Origin of the sequence: Falsirhodobacter sp. 20TX0035, from assembly GCF_028307215.1 — a bacterium.
Taxonomy (GTDB): Bacteria; Pseudomonadota; Alphaproteobacteria; order Rhodobacterales; family Rhodobacteraceae; genus Falsirhodobacter.
Genome location: NZ_JAQMHV010000002.1, coordinates 31,555 through 47,122, shown reverse-complemented (window position 1 = coordinate 47,122; position 15,568 = coordinate 31,555). Strand labels below are relative to the sequence as shown.

Sequence of the window (15,568 nt, the reverse complement as noted above, 5' to 3'; positions counted from 1 at the left end):
CCATGGCGAAACGGATGAAGCTGGAGGCGCCGAGCGCCGACGATCTGGCCCGGATGGAGGTGGAGTTTCGCCGCGAAACCTCCCCCCGTGGGGTGATGGCGGCGCCGATCGCGCAGGTGGCGGCGGACACGGCCCGGGCCCATGATCCGCGCGATGCGGAGGCCCGCGCGGCCAGTGCACGGGATCGTAACGATGCCGAGCGTCTGCGCGAGGCGGAGGGGCGGGGGCTGGTGCTGCTGGAGATCCCGCTGGAGCGGGTGGAGGCGGAGGCCATCGTGCGGGACCGCATGGCGCTGGACCCCGAATCCATGAAGGAGTTGCAGCTGTCCATCGCGGCGCAGGGGTTGCGTCTGCCGGTGGAGGTGTTCCGGCTGCCCGGCACGGGAACGGGGCAGGGGGAGCGGTTCGGGCTTTTGTCCGGCTATCGGCGGTTGCGGGCGGTGCAGAACCTGCGCGGGCTGACGGGGGATGCGAAATACGACACGATCCGCGCCATCGTGCGGGAGCCGGACGCTATGGGCGGCACCTTTGCCGCCATGGTGGAGGAGAACGAGGTCCGGGCGGGCCTGTCGCATTTCGAGCGGGGGCGGATCGCGGTGATCGCGGCGCAGCAGGGGGCGTTTCCGAACGTGGAGGCGGCGGTGGACGCGCTGTTCCCCGTGGCCTCCAAGGGGAAGCGGTCGAAGATCCGGTCCTTTGCGCTGATCTTCGAGGAGTTGGGGGACATGCTGCTGTTCCCCGATGCGTTGCGCGAGAAGGACGGGCTGCGGCTGGCGGGGGCCCTGCGCGAGGGGCATGAGGGGCGGCTGCGGGACGCGCTGGCCGACGGGTCGCCCGAGACGCCGGCGGAGGAGCTGGCCGTGCTGGAGGAGGCGATGACCGATCTGGGGCCCGCGCCCGCGCGCCCGTCGCGCGGGGGGCGGCCGCGGACCCGGGCGCCGCAGGCCGGGCGCAGTGCTGCGGCGGCGGCCGGGTTCCGGTTGCGGTCGGGGCGCGACGCCAAGGGCTGGTTCATCCGCTTTGAGGGGGAGCGGGTGGACGCGGAACTGGTGGATGTGGCCCTGCGGGAGCTGGAGCGGCTGCTGTCGCCGCCCCGGTAGTCCGGCCTGTCACCTCGACCTTCTTCGAGGCGGAGGCCAGCTGATCCTGGTTCAGGAGGTCTGGGATTCGTTGTCGTTCGATTACGTGAGCGAAATCAGGAGGTTGGCCAGCATGGCCAGCCTGGGTGCGATCGTGGACGGGAACAGGTGCTCGTTGGTGGTGTGGGCGTCCGCGCCGTCGGGGCCGAGGCCGTCGAGCGTGGGGATGCCGAGGGCGGCGGTGAAGTTGCCGTCCGAGCCGCCGCCGGAGGTCATGGCCACAAGGGGGTAGCCCATCGCTTCGGCGATGGGGGCCGCGCGATCGAAGAGGGCGAGGCTGCCCGCGTCGGCGGTGAAGGCGGGGCGGGACACGCCGCCCGTGATGTCATAGGTGATGTCGGGATCGATGGGGGTCAGGCCCTCGATCTTGGTGATGATCTCGTGCTGGGCGGCGAGGTCGGGGAGGCGGACGTCGATGTCGAGCACGCATTCGGCCGGCACGGTGTTGCGGGTGGTGCCGCCGCGGATGACGCCCACGTTGACGCCGATGCGGCGGTCCGGATCGTTCAGGGCTTCGAGCTCCAGCACCAGCCGGGCGGCGGCGCGGATGGCGCTGCGCCCGTCCTGTGGACGGGTACCTGAATGGGCCGCGCGGCCCTTCACGCAGATGCGGTAAAGCGCCGAGCCGCGGCGGCCGGTGACGATCTTGCCGCCTTCGCGGGCGGGTTCCACGACAAGGACGGCGCGGGCGTGGCGGGCGTGATCCTCGATCATCGCGCGGGTGGCGCGGGTGCCGGTTTCTTCGTCCGGCACGAAAAGGATGGTGGCGTCGGCGCGGCCTTGGGCGAGGGCCAGCGCCTCGATCGCCATGAGGGCGCCCGACTTCATGTCATAGACGCCGGGGCCGAAGAGGCGGTCGCCTTCCATCCGCCACGGGAGGGGGCCGCCCAAGGTGCCGCGCGGGTGGACGGTGTCGAGATGGGCGAGGATCAGGACGCGGGCCGCGCGGTCGGGGTCGCCGAGGCGGGCGACAAGGAGATCGCCGGTCTGGGCGTCCGTGGGGTGGCGGGTGACGTGGAGGCCGCGGGAGTGGGCGTAGGTCTGGACGTGGTCGGCCATGGCGTTGACGGCGTCGCGGTCGGCGGTGGGGCTTTCGATGGCCACCCAGCGGTGGAGTTCGGCAAGGAACGCGGGAAGGTCGATGTCCTGCGGCTGGATGGGGTGGGTCATGACGGCTCCGGGTTGCGTGGGGTTCGGGGGGAGTGTGGCGGGAAAGGCGGAGACCCTCAACCCGTTGCGGGGGGCGTTGCCGGGCGGTATGGGAAGGGGGTTCTGGATACGAGAGGCGCCATGTCCCATTACGTTCTGACGGTCACCTGTCCGGCCGCGCGCGGCATCGTGGCCGCGATTTCCGGCTGTCTGGCCCGGCTGGGCGCCAACATCACGGATTCGAGCCAGTTCGACGACGTGCGCACCGGACGCTTCTTCATGCGGGTGAGTTTCGTGAGCGAGGAAGGCGCGGGGCTGGAGGCGCTGCAGGCGGCCTTTGGCGCGGTGGCCGACGGGTTCGGGATGGACTGGGCGATCCATCCGGGCGAGGCCAAGATGAAGGTGGTGCTGATGGTCAGCCGGTTCGGGCATTGCCTGAACGACTTGCTGTACCGCTGGCGGATCGGGGCGCTGCCGATCGACATCGTGGCGGTGATTTCGAACCATCTGGATTACCAGAAGCTGGTGGTGAACCACGACATCCCGTTCCACCACATCCGCGTGACGAAGGACACGAAGGCCGAGGCCGAGGCGCGGCAGATGGCCATCGTGCGCGAGACGGGGGCGGAGCTGATCGTGCTGGCCCGCTACATGCAGGTGCTGTCGGACGACATGTGCCGCGAGATGTCGGGGCGGATCATCAACATCCACCATTCCTTCCTGCCCTCGTTCAAGGGGGCGAACCCCTACAAGCAGGCGTTCGAGCGGGGGGTGAAGCTGATCGGCGCGACGAGCCACTACGTGACTGCCGATCTGGACGAGGGGCCGATCATCGAGCAGGACACGGTGCGGATCACGCATGCGCAGTCGCCCGAGGATTACGTGAGCCTTGGGCGGGACGTGGAGGCGGCGGTGCTGGCGCGGGCGATCCATGCGCATATTCACCGGCGGGTGTTTTTGAACGGCAACAAGACGGTGGTGTTCCCGGCCTCGCCCGGGTCCTACGCGTCGGAGCGGATGGGATAGGGGTGGTTCGGTGATAAAGATCAATGCGGTGCTGGATTTTGTGGCGTCTTTGGCAGATATATTGCATTTCGTGATGTGATAATGCTATTCTTCCGGAAGGGGGAATGGCGATGCATCATCATGTGACGGAGTGGGACGGGCGGAGGATCGTGGATCTTCCGGTGGCGGCGGAGGGGGAGATCCGCCGGTTGCCGCATGTGCTGCGGCTGCTGTTGGAGAATGTGGTACGGACCGGCGGGGGGGACGCCGAGGGGGCGCGGCGGGCGGTTTTGGGGTGGCTGGCCACGGGGCGGAGCGAGGCGGAGATCCCGTTCCTGCCGGGGCGCGTGCTGATGCATGACACGACCTGCGGGCCGGCGCTGGTGGACATCGCGGGGATGCGGTCAGCTTTGGCGGAGGCGGGGTACGATCCGGGGCTGCTGAACCCCGTGCTGCCGGTGGACGTGTCGACGGATCATTCGCTGGCGGTGGACGTGTTCGGGACCGGGGGCGCCATGGCGCGGAACCTGGAGAACGAGTATCGTCGGAACGGCGAACGCTATCGGTTCATGAAATGGGCGACGGGGTCCTTGGCGAACTTCCGGGTGCATCCTCCGGGCACGGGGATCATGCACACGCTGAACCTGGAGCGGCTGGCGACGGTGGTGACGGAGCGGGACGGCTGGGTGATGCCGGACGCGATGATCGGGACGGACAGCCACACGCCCATGGTGAACGGGATCGGTGTTCTGGCTTGGGGTGTGGGCGGGATTGAAGCGGAAAGCGTGTTCTTCGGGATGCCCGTGATGCTGCGCGTGCCGGACGTGGTGGGCGTGCGGCTGGTGGGCCGGTTGCGCGAGGGGGTGACGGCGACGGATCTGGCGCTGACGGTGACGGAGCGGTTGCGGCGGGTGGATCTGGCGGACCGGTTCGTGGAGTTCTTCGGGGAGGGGGTTTCGGCGCTGTCAGCGGGGGACCGGTGCGTCGTGGCGAACATGACGCCGGAGTTCGGGGCGAATTCGGGCTTCTTTCCGGTGGACGGGGCGGTGCTGGAGTATCTGCGCGCCACGGGGCGCAGTGAGGCGCAGGTTGCGCTTGTGGAAGGCTATTGCCGGCGTCAGGGGCTTTGGTTCGATCCGGCGGAGGCGCCGGTGTTCACGCATGTTGTGGAGATCGATCTGGGGGCGGTGGAGGTGAGCGTGGCCGGGCCCCGGCGCCCTCAGGACCGGATGGGGGCGTGGGAGACCGCGCGCGCCGTGCGGGCGCTGCGGGGTGGGGGGCCGCGCGCGACGGCGGTGGGTGAGGTGCCGGACGGGGCGGTGGCGATTGCGGCGATCACCAGTTGCACGAATACCTCCGATCCTCGGCTTCTGGTGGCGGCGGGGCTGGTGGCGCGGAAGGCGCGGGCGCTTGGGCTGCGGCCGGGGGCGCATGTGAAGACCTCGCTCGCGCCCGGGTCGCCCACGGCGGAGCGGTATTTGCGGCGGGCGGGGTTGCTGGAGGATCTGGAGGCGGTGGGCTTCGGGATCGTGGGCTATGGGTGCACGACCTGTATCGGCAATTCGGGGCCCTTGCCGGAAGGGGCGCAGGCGGCGCTGGCCGAGGGCAAGGTGCAGGTGGCGGTGCTGTCGGGGAACCGGAACTTCCCCGGCCGGGTGCATCCGCAGCTGGAGGCGGGGTTCTTGGCCTCGCCCCCCCTGGTCGTCGCTTTTGCGCTGGCGGGGGATGTGGAGCGGGACATCCTGAACGATCCCATCGCGGAAGGGGTGTATCTGCGCGACCTGTGGCCCACGGGGGCGGAGATCGACGCGGCGTTGGCTTTGGCCGGGGATGCCGGAGATGTGGCGCTGGCCTATGACGCGGCGGAGGCGAGCCGGATGTGGGCGGAGCTGGAGGCGCCGGAGGGGGCGCTGTTTCCGTGGGATCCGGCGTCGACCTACATCCGCCGGCCGCCATTCGCCGCCTTCGGGGCGGGGGAGGGGATGGCGCCCTTCGTGGCGACGCCCATCCTTGTGCTGGGGGACGACATCACGACGGACCACATCTCGCCCGCCTCGGCCATTCCGGCGGGGGGCGAGGCGGGGCGCTGGCTGGTGGAGCGGGGGGAGGACCCGGCGGATCTGAACGTGTTTTCGTCGCGCCGCGGGAACTGGGAGGTGATGCGGCGCGGGCTGTTCACCAACCGCAGCGTGCGCAACCTTCTGGCGGAGGTGCCGCCGGGATCGACCGTGATGGAAGGCGGCGAGGTGCTACCCCTTTGGGTGGCGGCGGAGCGCTATCGCGCGGAGGGCCGGCCGGTCGTGATCGTGGCGGGCGAACGCTATGGCATGGGATCGTCGCGGGACTGGGCGGCCAAGGGCGCGGCGCTGCTGGGGGCGCGGGCGGTGCTGGCCACGGGGTTCGAGCGTATCCACCGGTCGAACCTGATCGGGATGGGGGTTCTGCCGCTGCGTCTGCCGCCGGGCGTGACGCCGGAGGGGCTGGCCCTGACGGTGGCCGACCGGATCGAGGTGGGGGTGGCCACACTGACCCCGCGCGGAACGGTGCCGGTGCGGGTGCTGCGGGCGGACGGGCGGGAGGAGCGGTTCGAGGCGGTGGCGGCCATCGAAACCTCGCTTGAGGTGGAGGTGCTGGGGCGAGGCGGGCTGTTGCCGCTGATTCTGGCGCGGGTGACGGAACGGCCTTCCGGCGGGTGAGGTTCGCGCGGAACGGTGATCCTGCGCGGAAGGGAACCCGGAGCGCCTTATCCTTGTTTTCCCGGCAGTCTTGCCGAGCCTGTGCGAAAGCGTCATCTCGGTGATCCGGCTTCCATGGAAAGGAACAGGCATGCTGAAGGCTATCACTCTTGCCACGACCGTCGCGCTGCTGGCGACGCCCGTGTTGTCCGAGACGCTGCGCGTCGGCATGTCGGGGGGGTATTTCCCCTTCACCTTCACCCGCGACGACACGTTGCAGGGCTTCGAGGTGGATTTCCTGAACGAGATCGGCAAGCGCACCGACATGGACGTGGAATTCGTGACCATGTCGTTTTCGGGCCTGATCGGCGCGCTGGAGGCGGACCGGATCGACACGGTGGCCAACCAGATCACCGTGACGCCGGAGCGCGAGGCGAAGTTCGATTTCACGCAACCTTACGTCTATGACGGGGCGCAGGTGGTGGTGAGGAAGGGCAACGAGGGCGAGATCACGGGGCCGGAGTCGCTGAAGGGCCGGAGCGTGGCGGTGAACCTGGGGTCCAACTACGAGCAGCTGCTGCGCGCGTTGCCCTATGCCAGCGAGATCGACATCCGCACCTATGAATCCAACATCGAGCAGGACACGGCCTTGGGCCGGGTGGATGCGTTCGTGATGGACCGCGTGTCCTCGGCGCAGGTGATTGCGGAAAGCCCCGCGCCGCTGGCGCTGGCGGGCGAGCCGTTCAGCGAGATCCAGAACGCGCTGCCCTTCCGCAAAGATGACGCGGAGTTGCGCGACAAGGTGGACGCGGCGATCACCGCCATGAAGGAGGACGGCACGCTGACCGCCATTTCCGAGAAGTGGCTGAAGGCGGATGTGACCAAGCCCGCGGCCGCCGAATAAGATGAGGGCGCTGGACCTCGACTTCATGATCGGTCTGGTGCCCATTCTTCTGGGCTACCTGCCGCTGACCCTGTTCATGGCGGCGGTGGCGATGGTCTGCGCGCTGATCCTGGGCTGCCTGCTGGCGATGGAGCGGGTGGCCCGGATCCCGGTGCTGGACCTTTTCGTGAAGCTGTATATCAGCTTTTTCCGCGGGACGCCGCTGCTGGTGCAGCTGTTCCTGTTCTATTACGGGTTGCCGCAGGTGATGCCGTTCCTGACCGGCATGACCGGGGTGCAGGCGGCGATCATCGGGCTGACGCTGCATTTCAGCGCCTACATGGCCGAAAGCATCCGCGCCGCGATCGTGGGCGTGGACCGCAGCCAGTGGGAGGCGGGCGAGGCCGTCGGCATGACGCGCAACCAGCTGATGGGGCGGATCATCCTGCCGCAGGCCGCGCGGGTGGCGGCGCCGACGCTGGTCAATTACTTCATCGACATGATCAAGTCGACGTCGCTGGCCTTTACCCTGGGCGTGACGGAGATGATGGGCGCGACGCAGAAGGAAGCGGCGAGCGCGTTTCTGTATTTCGAGGCCTTCATCGTGGTGGCGGTGATCTACTGGATCATCGTGGAGGCGCTGTCCTTCGTGCAGCGCCGGATCGAGGTTTCCCTGAACAAGGCGTTCACGCGATGATCCGGCTGACGGGACTGACCAAGCGGTTTGGGGCGAACACGGTGCTGGACGGGATCGACCTGTCGATCGCGGAGGGCGATCGGGTTGTGGTCATCGGGCCGTCGGGAACGGGGAAATCGACGCTGCTGCGCTGCATCAACTTTCTGGACCGGCCCGAGGCGGGGGTGATCCGCGTGGGCGATCTGGAGGTGGATGCGGGCCGCGCGACGCGGGCGCAGGTGCTGGGGTTGCGGCGGCGGACGGCCTTTGTGTTCCAGAACTATGCTTTGTTCGCCAACAAGACGGCGCGGCAGAACATCACCGAGGCGCTGATCACCGTGCAGAAGCGGCCGCGGGCCGAGGCCGAGGCAAGGGCGGACGCGATCCTGGCCGAGACGGGGCTGACGGAGAAGGCGGACAGCTATCCCGCGGCGCTTTCGGGCGGGCAGCAGCAGCGGGTAGGGATCGGGCGCGCGATGGCGCTGGAGGCCGACCTTATGCTGTTTGACGAGCCGACCTCGGCCCTTGACCCCGAATGGGTGGGGGAGGTCCTGGACCTGATGCGGCGGGTGGCGGAGCGGCGGCAGACCATGCTGATCGTGACGCACGAGATGCAGTTTGCGCGCGAGATCGCGGACCGGGTCATCTTCATGGAAGGCGGGCGGATCGTGGAGGAGGGGCCGCCTGCGCAGATCTTCGAGGCGGCCCGCGATCCCCGGACCCGCGCGTTTTTGCGGCGGGTCACGGGGTAGGGCGGTCAGTGGAACAGGCTTGGCAGCCAGAGTGACAGGGCCGGGATGTAGGTGACGAGCATCAGCACGAACAGGCCCGCGCCGTAGAAGGGCCAGACGCTGCGCATCGCCTCCCATATCGAGATGCGGGCGACGGCGGCGGCGACGAACTGGACGGGGCCCAAGGGTGGCGTGTTCAGGCCGATGCCGAGGTTCAGGATCATGATCACGCCGAAATGCACGGGATCGACGCCGAAGGCGGCCACCACGGGCAGGAAGATGGGCGTGGTGATGATGATCAGCGGGCTCATGTCCATGAAGGTGCCGAGGACGAGGAGCACGATGTTGATCATCAAGAGGATCACGAAGGGGTTGTTCGAGACGGACTGCATCCATTCGAGCGAGATCTGCGCCACGCGCAGGTAGGCCATGAGCCAGCCGAAGGCGCCGGCCATGCCGATGATGAGAAGAACCATCGCCGTGGTGCGGACGGCCTGCTGGGTGGCGTGGACGAAGTCGTGCCAGGTGAGGCTGCGGTAGACGAAGGCCGTGACCAGAAGCGCGTAGATCACCGCGATGCAGGAGCTTTCGGTGGCGGTGAAGATGCCCGAGCGGACGCCGCCGAAGATGATCGCGATCAGCAGCATGCCCGGGATGGATTCCAGAAGAAGGCGGCCGACGCGGGCGAAGCCGGGGAACGCCTCGGTCGGGTAGCCGCGCTTGCGGGCGACGAGGTAGGCCACGACCGACAGCGACGCTGCGAGGAGGAGGCCGGGGATGATGCCCGCGGTGAAGAGGTCCGCGATGGAGATGCGGCCGCCGCCCGAGATCGCGTAGATGATCATGTTGTGGCTGGGGGGCAGCATCAGCGCGATGAGGGCGGCCATGGAGGTCACGTTCACCGCGTAATCGGCGCCGTAGCCGCGCGCCTTCATCTGGGGGATCATGATGCCGCCGACGGCCGCAGCCTCGGCCACGGCCGAGCCCGAGATGCCGCCGAAGAGGGTGGAGGCCGCGATGTTGACTTGGCCGAGGCCGCCGCGGACGTGGCCGATGAGCGAGCCCGCAAAGGCCACGATGCGGGCCGCGATGCCGCCGCGCACCATCAGGTCGCCCGCGAAGATGAAGAACGGGATGGCCATCAGCGTGAAGACCGAGATGCCCGAGGACAGGCGCTGGAACACCACGAGCGGCGGCAGGTCCATGTAGAGGATCGTCGCGAGGCTGGACAGACCGAGGCAGAAGGCGATCGGCGTGCCGATCAGCATGAAGAAGAAGAAGACGCCGAAGAGGATGGTGTATTCCATGCGATCACGCCTCGCTTTGCAGGATGTCGTCGGGGGTGGGGTGGTCGGGTTCGACCGGGCGCCCCGTCAGGCGGTTCAGCGCGTGTTCGAGGGTGAAGAGCGTCATCAGGATCCCGCCCGCGAAAAGGGGCATGTAGGTGAAGCCGCCGGGCAGGCGGATGATGGGCAGGCTGGAGCCCCATGTCTTGGCCATGAGCTGCCAGCCGAAGACGACCATGGCGACGCTGAAGGCCAGCACCGCGAGGTCGGAGATCAGGCGCAGGCCTTGCCCCACCCGCGGGGGGACGAAATGGACGAGGATGTCGAAGCCCATGTGGAACGCCTCGTGCACGCCGACGGCGGCGCCGAGGAAGATGAACCAGCTCATCAGGAGGAGGGCGGCGGGTTCGACCCAGAGGAGGCTGTCGTTCAGGACGTAGCGGACGAAGACCTGCGCGAAGACGATGGCCGTCATGGCGACAAGGCCCAGGCCCGCGAGCCAGAGGCTGGCACGGCTGAGACGGGTGTTGAGTCGGGAAAAGGCGGCGAGACGGCCGTGCATGGCATCACCCCTGTGGAAGGACATGAAAAGGCCCGCGCCCCTTGCGGGACGCGGGCCGGGGTCGGGTTTATTCGGTGGCCTGGATGCGTTCGATCAGGTCCTTGGATTCGGGCGTGGTCACGTATTTCTCGTAGACCGGGGCCATCGCCTCGATGAAGGCGGTCTTGTCCACGTCCTTGATGATCTCTGCCCCTTCGGCGAGGACGGCGGCCTCGGACTTGGCTTCCTGATCGGCCCAGAGTTGGCGCTGCACGGTGGCGGAGTTCCTGGCGGCGGTGCGCAGGATCTCCTGATCCTCGGGCGTCAGCTTCTCCCACGAGGATTTGGAGACGGCGACGAGTTCCGGCACCATCAGGTGCTGGTCGAGGGTGAAGTATTTCGCGACCTCGGCATGGCCCGACGTGTCATAGGAGGGGAAGTTGTTTTCCGCCCCGTCGATGACGCCGGTCTGGATGGAGGAGTAGACCTCTCCATACGGCATGGGGGTGGCGTTGGCGCCGAGGGCGTCCATCATGTCCACGAAGACGTCGTTCTGCATGACGCGGAACTTCAGGCCCTTGAGGTCGTCGACCGTGCGGATCGGGCGTTCGGAGTTGTAGAAGCTGCGCGCGCCGCCGTCATAGTAGGCCAGCGCGATCAGGTCCTTTTCGGCGAAGGCCTCGGCGATCTCCTCTCCGATCGGGCCGTCCATGACGTGGTGCATGTGCTCTTCGGACTTGAAGAGGTAGGGCATGGAGGTCAGCTGCGTGATCGGGACGATGTCGTTGAACGAGCCGAAGGAGGCGCGGACCATGTCGATGACGCCGAACTGGGTTTGTTCGATCGTGTCCTTTTCCTCGCCGAGCTGGGAGGAGGGGAAGACTTCGATGCAGATGCGGTTGTTGGACTTTTCGCGCACCTCGGCCGCCATGGACTTGACGCCTTCGACGGTGGGATAGCCGTCGGGATGGGTGTCGGAGGAGCGGAGCGTGATCTCGCAATCGGCGGCGGCGGCGGTGGTGACGCAGGCGGCCGAGAGCAGAAGGCCGGCGAAGACGCGTGTCAGGTTTGTCATGGATGGGTCCCTCCCCTTGGTGTTGACGGGAGCGTGCGGCGGCCCGCCGGTTGATCCGGGGTGGTTCCTGTCCGTGGCGTCCGTCCCCGCCTCCCAACGGGGCTGGAGCGCCATGCTCCTTCCCTCCGATTATGGGCGAAGAGGGCGGGGGGCGTCAATCATCATATAAATTAGTTTTGTTGCCATATGACTGTTGTTCGAGGTGGCGGCGGATCAGGGCGATGTTGCGCAGGTTGGCCTTGAAATAGATGTCGAAGACGCTGCCGAGGACGGGGATGGAGCCGAAGGCGAAGTCGGCCCCGGTGTTGAGCGCCATGCGCGCCAGCGTGGCGCGGGGCAGGCCCAGTTTCCACGCGCGGTGGATGATCAGGGCCGAGGGCAGGGCGGTGGCCGCGTCGCCGAGGCCGGGGATGAGGCCGAGGATGCCGTCCCAGCCGAAGCGGAAGCCGAGAAGGGGCATGCGGAACTTCGAATCGAGGCGGTGGGCGAGGCGGTCGAGGCGGGCGATCTCCTCGTGCACGGGGCGGGTGGTGGGCATGGGATGTCCTTTGCGTTTGGGGGATAACCCGCGGGCGCGGCGGGCGTTCCGCCGGGGGGTGGGGGGGGAACCGGGCCCTTGGGCGGGCGTTGACCAGATCATCTGGGGGACGGCATGAGACGGCGATATCTGGCGACGGCGGCGGTGGGGTTGGGGCTGCTTGCGTTTGGGTTGAAGCGTGCGTCGACCTTGCCGCCGCCGGTGCATGGGCGGGCGGTGTCCCCGCCGCGTGGGGAGGCGACGCCGCTGGACCGGGCGACCGTGCGGGCCGCGCGACGGCATCGCGGGCGGTCGGGGATCCACATGCTGGCCGACGCGCATGACGCCTTTGCCGCCCGGATGCTGCTGGTGCGCGAGGCGAAGCGGACGCTGGATCTGCAATACTACATCTGGCACGGCGACCGGTCGGGGACGCTGCTTCTGAACGCCGTCTATGCCGCGGCGCGGCGCGGGGTGCGCGTGCGGATGCTGCTGGACGACAACGGGATCGCGGGGATGGACCGCGTGCTGTCGGGGGTGAACCGGCATCCCAACATTGAGGTGCGGCTGTTCAACCCCTTTGCGATCCGGTTTCCCAAGGCGCTTGGCTTTGCCTTCGACTTCAAGCGGCTGAACCGGCGGATGCACAACAAGAGCCTGACGGTGGACGGGGTGGCGACCATCGTGGGCGGGCGCAACATCGGGGACGAGTATTTCGGTTCGGGGGAGGCGGGGCTTTACGGCGACCTGGACGTGCTGGCCATCGGGCCGGTTGTGGCGGATGTGGCGGCGGATTTCGAACGCTACTGGACCTCGCAATCGGCCTATCCGGCGGAGCAGATCCTGGGCCGCGTGAACGGGCGGATGGTGCGCAAGCTGCGCCGTGCGGCGGTGAAGGTGGAGCGGGACCCCGCCTCGGCGGCGTTCATGCGGCGGATCCGGGACCTGCCCATCGTGCGGCTGCTGGTGGAAGGGACGCTGCCCATGGAATGGGCGCCGGTGCGGTTGTTGAGCGACGATCCGGCCAAGGGGCTGGACCGGGCACGGCCGGACGGGTTGCTGGCGGGGCGGCTGGAAAAGGCGATCGGGCGGCCGCGGCGGAAGCTGGGGATCATCACCGGCTATTTCGTGCCGGGGCCACAGGGGGCGCGCTGGCTGGCGGCGCTGGCGCGGCACGGGGTGGACGTGTCGGTGCTGACCAACAGCTATGAGGCGGGGGACGTGTCCTTGGTGCATGCGGGCTATGCGCCCTCGCGCCGGACGATGCTGGAAGGCGGAGTGCGGCTGTTCGAGCTTCGCGCCTCGGGCACGCGGGGGCTGAACCCGCGCGAGGGGGTCCGGGTGGGCGTGGGCAGCCGGTTGCGCGGGACGGGCACCGGATCGACCGCTGCCCTGCGGTCGGGCGTGACGACGCTGCACGCCAAGACCTTCACGGTGGACGACCGCAAGCTGTTCATCGGGTCGTTCAATCTGGACCCGCGGTCGTGGCAGCTGAACACCGAGATGGGGTTCGTGATCGAAAGCCCACGCCTCGCGCGCAAGGTGGCGGAGGTGTTCGACCACGACGTGCCGCTGCACGCCTATGAATTGCAGCTGGGGAACGGGATCGAGTGGGTGGAGCGCGGGGCGCGGCTGGAGGTGCACAGGCGGGAGCCGGGGATGTCACGGATGACGGCGGCGGTGATGGGGCTGTTGCGCGTGCTGCCGATCCGCTGGTTGCTGTGAGAATTTTTGGAACCAAATCGCGGAGTCGCGGTTGACGGGGCTGTTGAAGGCAGGAATGACGATGAACCTCTGGACCCGACCGATCGTATTCGATGACGCGCCGCGCGATTTGTCCGGCGTGTACGCCCGCACCGAAGATGCGCTGAACGCGTTGTCGCGCTGGCCGACGACGATGGGCCGGGAATACCGCTCGGCCAAGGCCGCCTGCGAGGCGGCGATCGCGGGGCGCGGGTCGCACGCGGCGGCGCGGCAGGCGTTTCTGTATGCGGCGGACGAGATCGGGATGTTCGCGCGGGTTTGAGGCGCGGCGGGCTTTGCCCGCGAGGCTTGTTTTGTCATCGAGGGTGTTCCGACCTGTGTCATGACGGTTGATTTGGCCGATGCGTGGGATGTTTTTTCAGGACTGGCTGTGGCCCCGACGGTGTATCCGGAGGGGCTTTTTGCTGTGCCGGGGGTGAGAGGCTGTTTAGAAAACCGTTGACTCGGGGCCTAGATGTATAACAAATAAGGTCATGCTGTCGGACATCCCGTGAGGGGCGGGGCGTCGTCATCAGCGGGGAGGATCTTATGACATATCAAGCGCGCCTGCGCCTGACGGTGGCGGCCTTGGCCTTGGCGGCGACACCCGTTCTGGCCGACACGCCCGACAACCAGCTGGTCGTCGGCTTTTCCATGACCAATATCCTGACGCTGGACCCGGCCGCGATCACCGGCAAGGAAACCGTGCAGGTTCTGGCCAACGTGTATGACGGGCTGGTGCAGCTGGACCCGGTGAACCGGTCCGAGGTGCAGCCCGATCTGGCGGAACGCTGGGACGTGGCCGAAGACGGCATGTCCATCACCTTCCATCTGCGCGAGGCGGAGTTCGCGTCGGGCAACCCGGTGCGGGCGGAGGACGTGGTCTGGTCGTTCAAGCGGCTGTTGACGCTGAACCTGGCGCAGGCGTCCTTCCTGAAGACCTATGGCTTCAGCGCGGAGGGGGCGGATGCGGCCTTTGCCGCGCCGGACGAACGCACGGTGGTGGTGACGTTGCCGCAGAAGGTGAACCCACAGCTGATCATCGCGACGCTGGGAATCGTGGGGCCGGGTTCGGTTCTGGATTCCGTGGAGGTGATGGAGCACGAGGAGAACGGCGATCTGGGGGCGGCGTGGCTGGCGCAGCAATCGGCGGGATCGGCGGCCTTTGTGTTGCAGCAGTGGCAGTCCAACAACCTTGTGCTGCTGGCCGAGAACGAGAATTTCTGGGGCGAGAAGCCCGCGATGCGCCGCATCGTCTGGCGCCATATCCCGGAATCGCAGAGCCAGCGGTTGCAGCTGGAGCGTCACGATCTGGACATCGCCTTCCAGCTGGCGCCGGCCGACCTGACGGCCTTGCAGACCGCCGAGGGCGTGAAGATCCAGACGACGCCGTCGGCCGGGTTCTATTACCTTGCGATGTCGATGGCGGATGAACGGTTCCAGGACGCGAAGGTGCGCGAGGCGATGCGCTACCTGATCGACTACAAGGGATTGAACGAGGCGATCCTGCCCTTCTATGGCACGGAGCATCAGCGCCCCATCTCGGGCGGGTTCTTCGGGCTGCTGGAGGATCCGGGCTATGCCTTCGATCCGGAGAAGGCCAAGGCGCTGCTGGCCGAGGCCGGCTATCCCGACGGGATGGACGTGACGCTGCGCGCGCTGTCGGACGACCCCTTCCTGAACCTTGCGACCGCGATGCAGGCCACGCTGGCGCAGGGCGGCGTGCGGGCCGAGGTCATCACCGGATCGGGCGACCAGATCTATGGCGCGATGCGCGAGCGGAAGTTTGAGATGCTGGTGGGCCGCGGTGGCGGCGGGCAGCTGCCGGACCCGGACAGCAACATGCGGGCGCTGATCTACAACCCTGACAACTCGGCCGAGGCGCGTCTGACGAACTTTCAGGGGTGGCGGACGAGTTTCTATGACGAGGAGCTGAACCGGCTGATCGACGCGGCCGCGTCGGAGGTGGATGTGGAGGCGCGGCGGCAGATGTATGCCGACATCCAGAACCGGATCGACGAGGTCGTGCCGCCGATCCTGCCGTTTTCGGAGGTCGTGACCTCGGCCGGGTATCGGGACGATCTGGAAGGGTTCGTGGTGAACCCGTCCTGGTCCACCGACCTGTCCACGGTATCGAAGAACCGCTGA

General features: G+C 67.8%; 14 protein-coding genes. 9 read left to right on the top strand and 5 right to left on the bottom strand.

Annotation, left to right across the window (positions count from 1 at the left end; all coding sequences use genetic code 11):
• The first annotated feature begins 2 nt into the window (after nt 1–2).
• Complete coding sequence (locus tag PIJ50_RS04270) at nt 3–1,100, top strand: ParB N-terminal domain-containing protein (RefSeq protein WP_271973027.1); 1,098 nt, start codon at nt 3–5, stop codon at nt 1,098–1,100.
• An 81-nt stretch (nt 1,101–1,181) separates the two neighbouring features.
• On the opposite strand, the gene PIJ50_RS04265 is transcribed toward PIJ50_RS04270, so the two are convergent.
• Nucleotides 1,182–2,309 carry a M20 family metallopeptidase gene (locus PIJ50_RS04265; protein WP_271973025.1) on the bottom strand — a complete coding sequence of 376 codons (1,128 nt, stop codon included), beginning with the start codon at nt 2,307–2,309 and terminating at the stop codon, nt 1,182–1,184.
• A 120-nt stretch (nt 2,310–2,429) separates the two neighbouring features.
• On the opposite strand from PIJ50_RS04265, the gene purU reads away from it, so the two are divergent.
• The 5 genes from purU to PIJ50_RS04240 all read left to right on the top strand — a co-directional run bounded on the left by purU (nt 2,430) and on the right by PIJ50_RS04240 (nt 8,279).
• The gene (gene purU, locus PIJ50_RS04260; RefSeq protein WP_271973023.1) at nt 2,430–3,314 is read left to right on the top strand and encodes a formyltetrahydrofolate deformylase; all 885 of its coding nucleotides are present in this window, start codon (nt 2,430–2,432) and stop codon (nt 3,312–3,314) included.
• 104 nt (nt 3,315–3,418) lie between these two features.
• Nucleotides 3,419–5,989: an aconitate hydratase AcnA gene (acnA, locus tag PIJ50_RS04255; RefSeq protein ID WP_271973021.1), complete on the top strand. Its 2,571-nt coding sequence runs from the start codon at nt 3,419–3,421 to the stop codon at nt 5,987–5,989.
• Nucleotides 5,990–6,119: 130 nt separating this feature from the next.
• Entirely contained in the window at nt 6,120–6,872 is a 753-nt protein-coding gene (locus tag PIJ50_RS04250) for an amino acid ABC transporter substrate-binding protein (RefSeq protein WP_271973020.1), read from the top strand.
• Between the two features lies 1 nt (nt 6,873).
• Nucleotides 6,874–7,548 (top strand): amino acid ABC transporter permease, encoded by a 675-nt coding sequence (locus PIJ50_RS04245; protein WP_271973019.1) that lies wholly within the window; start codon nt 6,874–6,876, stop codon nt 7,546–7,548.
• Nucleotides 7,545–8,279, top strand: a complete 735-nt coding sequence (locus tag PIJ50_RS04240; protein ID WP_271973018.1) for an amino acid ABC transporter ATP-binding protein — start codon at nt 7,545–7,547, stop codon at nt 8,277–8,279. The genes PIJ50_RS04245 and PIJ50_RS04240 overlap by 4 nt, the downstream gene beginning before the upstream one ends.
• 5 nt (nt 8,280–8,284) lie before the next feature.
• Here the strand turns inward: PIJ50_RS04240 and PIJ50_RS04235 are convergent, their stop codons facing one another.
• From PIJ50_RS04235 to PIJ50_RS04220, 4 genes are all read right to left on the bottom strand, one after another.
• Nucleotides 8,285–9,565 (bottom strand): TRAP transporter large permease, encoded by a 1,281-nt coding sequence (locus PIJ50_RS04235; RefSeq protein WP_271973016.1) that lies wholly within the window; start codon nt 9,563–9,565, stop codon nt 8,285–8,287.
• Between the two features lie 4 nt (nt 9,566–9,569).
• Complete coding sequence (locus tag PIJ50_RS04230) at nt 9,570–10,106, bottom strand: TRAP transporter small permease (protein ID WP_271973014.1); 537 nt, start codon at nt 10,104–10,106, stop codon at nt 9,570–9,572.
• Nucleotides 10,107–10,173: 67 nt separating this feature from the next.
• On the bottom strand, nt 10,174–11,160 hold the full coding sequence (locus PIJ50_RS04225; protein WP_271973013.1) for a TRAP transporter substrate-binding protein: 987 nt from the start codon (nt 11,158–11,160) through the stop codon (nt 10,174–10,176).
• Nucleotides 11,161–11,314: 154 nt separating this feature from the next.
• On the bottom strand, nt 11,315–11,698 hold the full coding sequence (locus tag PIJ50_RS04220; protein WP_271973011.1) for a DUF4112 domain-containing protein: 384 nt from the start codon (nt 11,696–11,698) through the stop codon (nt 11,315–11,317).
• 114 nt (nt 11,699–11,812) lie between these two features.
• On the opposite strand from PIJ50_RS04220, the gene PIJ50_RS04215 reads away from it, so the two are divergent.
• From PIJ50_RS04215 to PIJ50_RS04205, 3 genes are all read left to right on the top strand, one after another.
• Entirely contained in the window at nt 11,813–13,402 is a 1,590-nt protein-coding gene (locus PIJ50_RS04215; RefSeq protein WP_271973010.1) for a phospholipase D family protein, read from the top strand.
• 61 nt (nt 13,403–13,463) lie between these two features.
• Nucleotides 13,464–13,703 carry a DUF982 domain-containing protein gene (locus tag PIJ50_RS04210; protein WP_271973008.1) on the top strand — a complete coding sequence of 80 codons (240 nt, stop codon included), beginning with the start codon at nt 13,464–13,466 and terminating at the stop codon, nt 13,701–13,703.
• Between the two features lie 266 nt (nt 13,704–13,969).
• Entirely contained in the window at nt 13,970–15,568 is a 1,599-nt protein-coding gene (locus PIJ50_RS04205) for an ABC transporter substrate-binding protein (RefSeq protein ID WP_271973006.1), read from the top strand.

Bases quoted from the DNA above. Each gene is read 5' to 3' on its own strand.
- PIJ50_RS04225 (WP_271973013.1), bottom strand. From the start codon at position 11,160: ATGACAAACCTGACACGCGTCTTCGCCGGCCTTCTGCTCTCGGCCGCC.
- PIJ50_RS04235 (WP_271973016.1), bottom strand. From the start codon at position 9,565: ATGGAATACACCATCCTCTTCGGCGTCTTCTTCTTCTTCATGCTGATC.
- PIJ50_RS04210 (WP_271973008.1), top strand. From the start codon at position 13,464: ATGAACCTCTGGACCCGACCGATCGTATTCGATGACGCGCCGCGCGAT.
- PIJ50_RS04270 (WP_271973027.1), top strand. From the start codon at position 3: ATGGCGAAACGGATGAAGCTGGAGGCGCCGAGCGCCGACGATCTGGCC.
- PIJ50_RS04215 (WP_271973010.1), top strand. From the start codon at position 11,813: ATGAGACGGCGATATCTGGCGACGGCGGCGGTGGGGTTGGGGCTGCTT.
- PIJ50_RS04250 (WP_271973020.1), top strand. From the start codon at position 6,120: ATGCTGAAGGCTATCACTCTTGCCACGACCGTCGCGCTGCTGGCGACG.
- PIJ50_RS04205 (WP_271973006.1), top strand. From the start codon at position 13,970: ATGACATATCAAGCGCGCCTGCGCCTGACGGTGGCGGCCTTGGCCTTG.
- PIJ50_RS04265 (WP_271973025.1), bottom strand. From the start codon at position 2,309: ATGACCCACCCCATCCAGCCGCAGGACATCGACCTTCCCGCGTTCCTT.
- PIJ50_RS04245 (WP_271973019.1), top strand. From the start codon at position 6,874: ATGAGGGCGCTGGACCTCGACTTCATGATCGGTCTGGTGCCCATTCTT.
- purU (WP_271973023.1), top strand. From the start codon at position 2,430: ATGTCCCATTACGTTCTGACGGTCACCTGTCCGGCCGCGCGCGGCATC.
- PIJ50_RS04240 (WP_271973018.1), top strand. From the start codon at position 7,545: ATGATCCGGCTGACGGGACTGACCAAGCGGTTTGGGGCGAACACGGTG.
- PIJ50_RS04230 (WP_271973014.1), bottom strand. From the start codon at position 10,106: ATGCACGGCCGTCTCGCCGCCTTTTCCCGACTCAACACCCGTCTCAGC.
- acnA (WP_271973021.1), top strand. From the start codon at position 3,419: ATGGCGATGCATCATCATGTGACGGAGTGGGACGGGCGGAGGATCGTG.
- PIJ50_RS04220 (WP_271973011.1), bottom strand. From the start codon at position 11,698: ATGCCCACCACCCGCCCCGTGCACGAGGAGATCGCCCGCCTCGACCGC.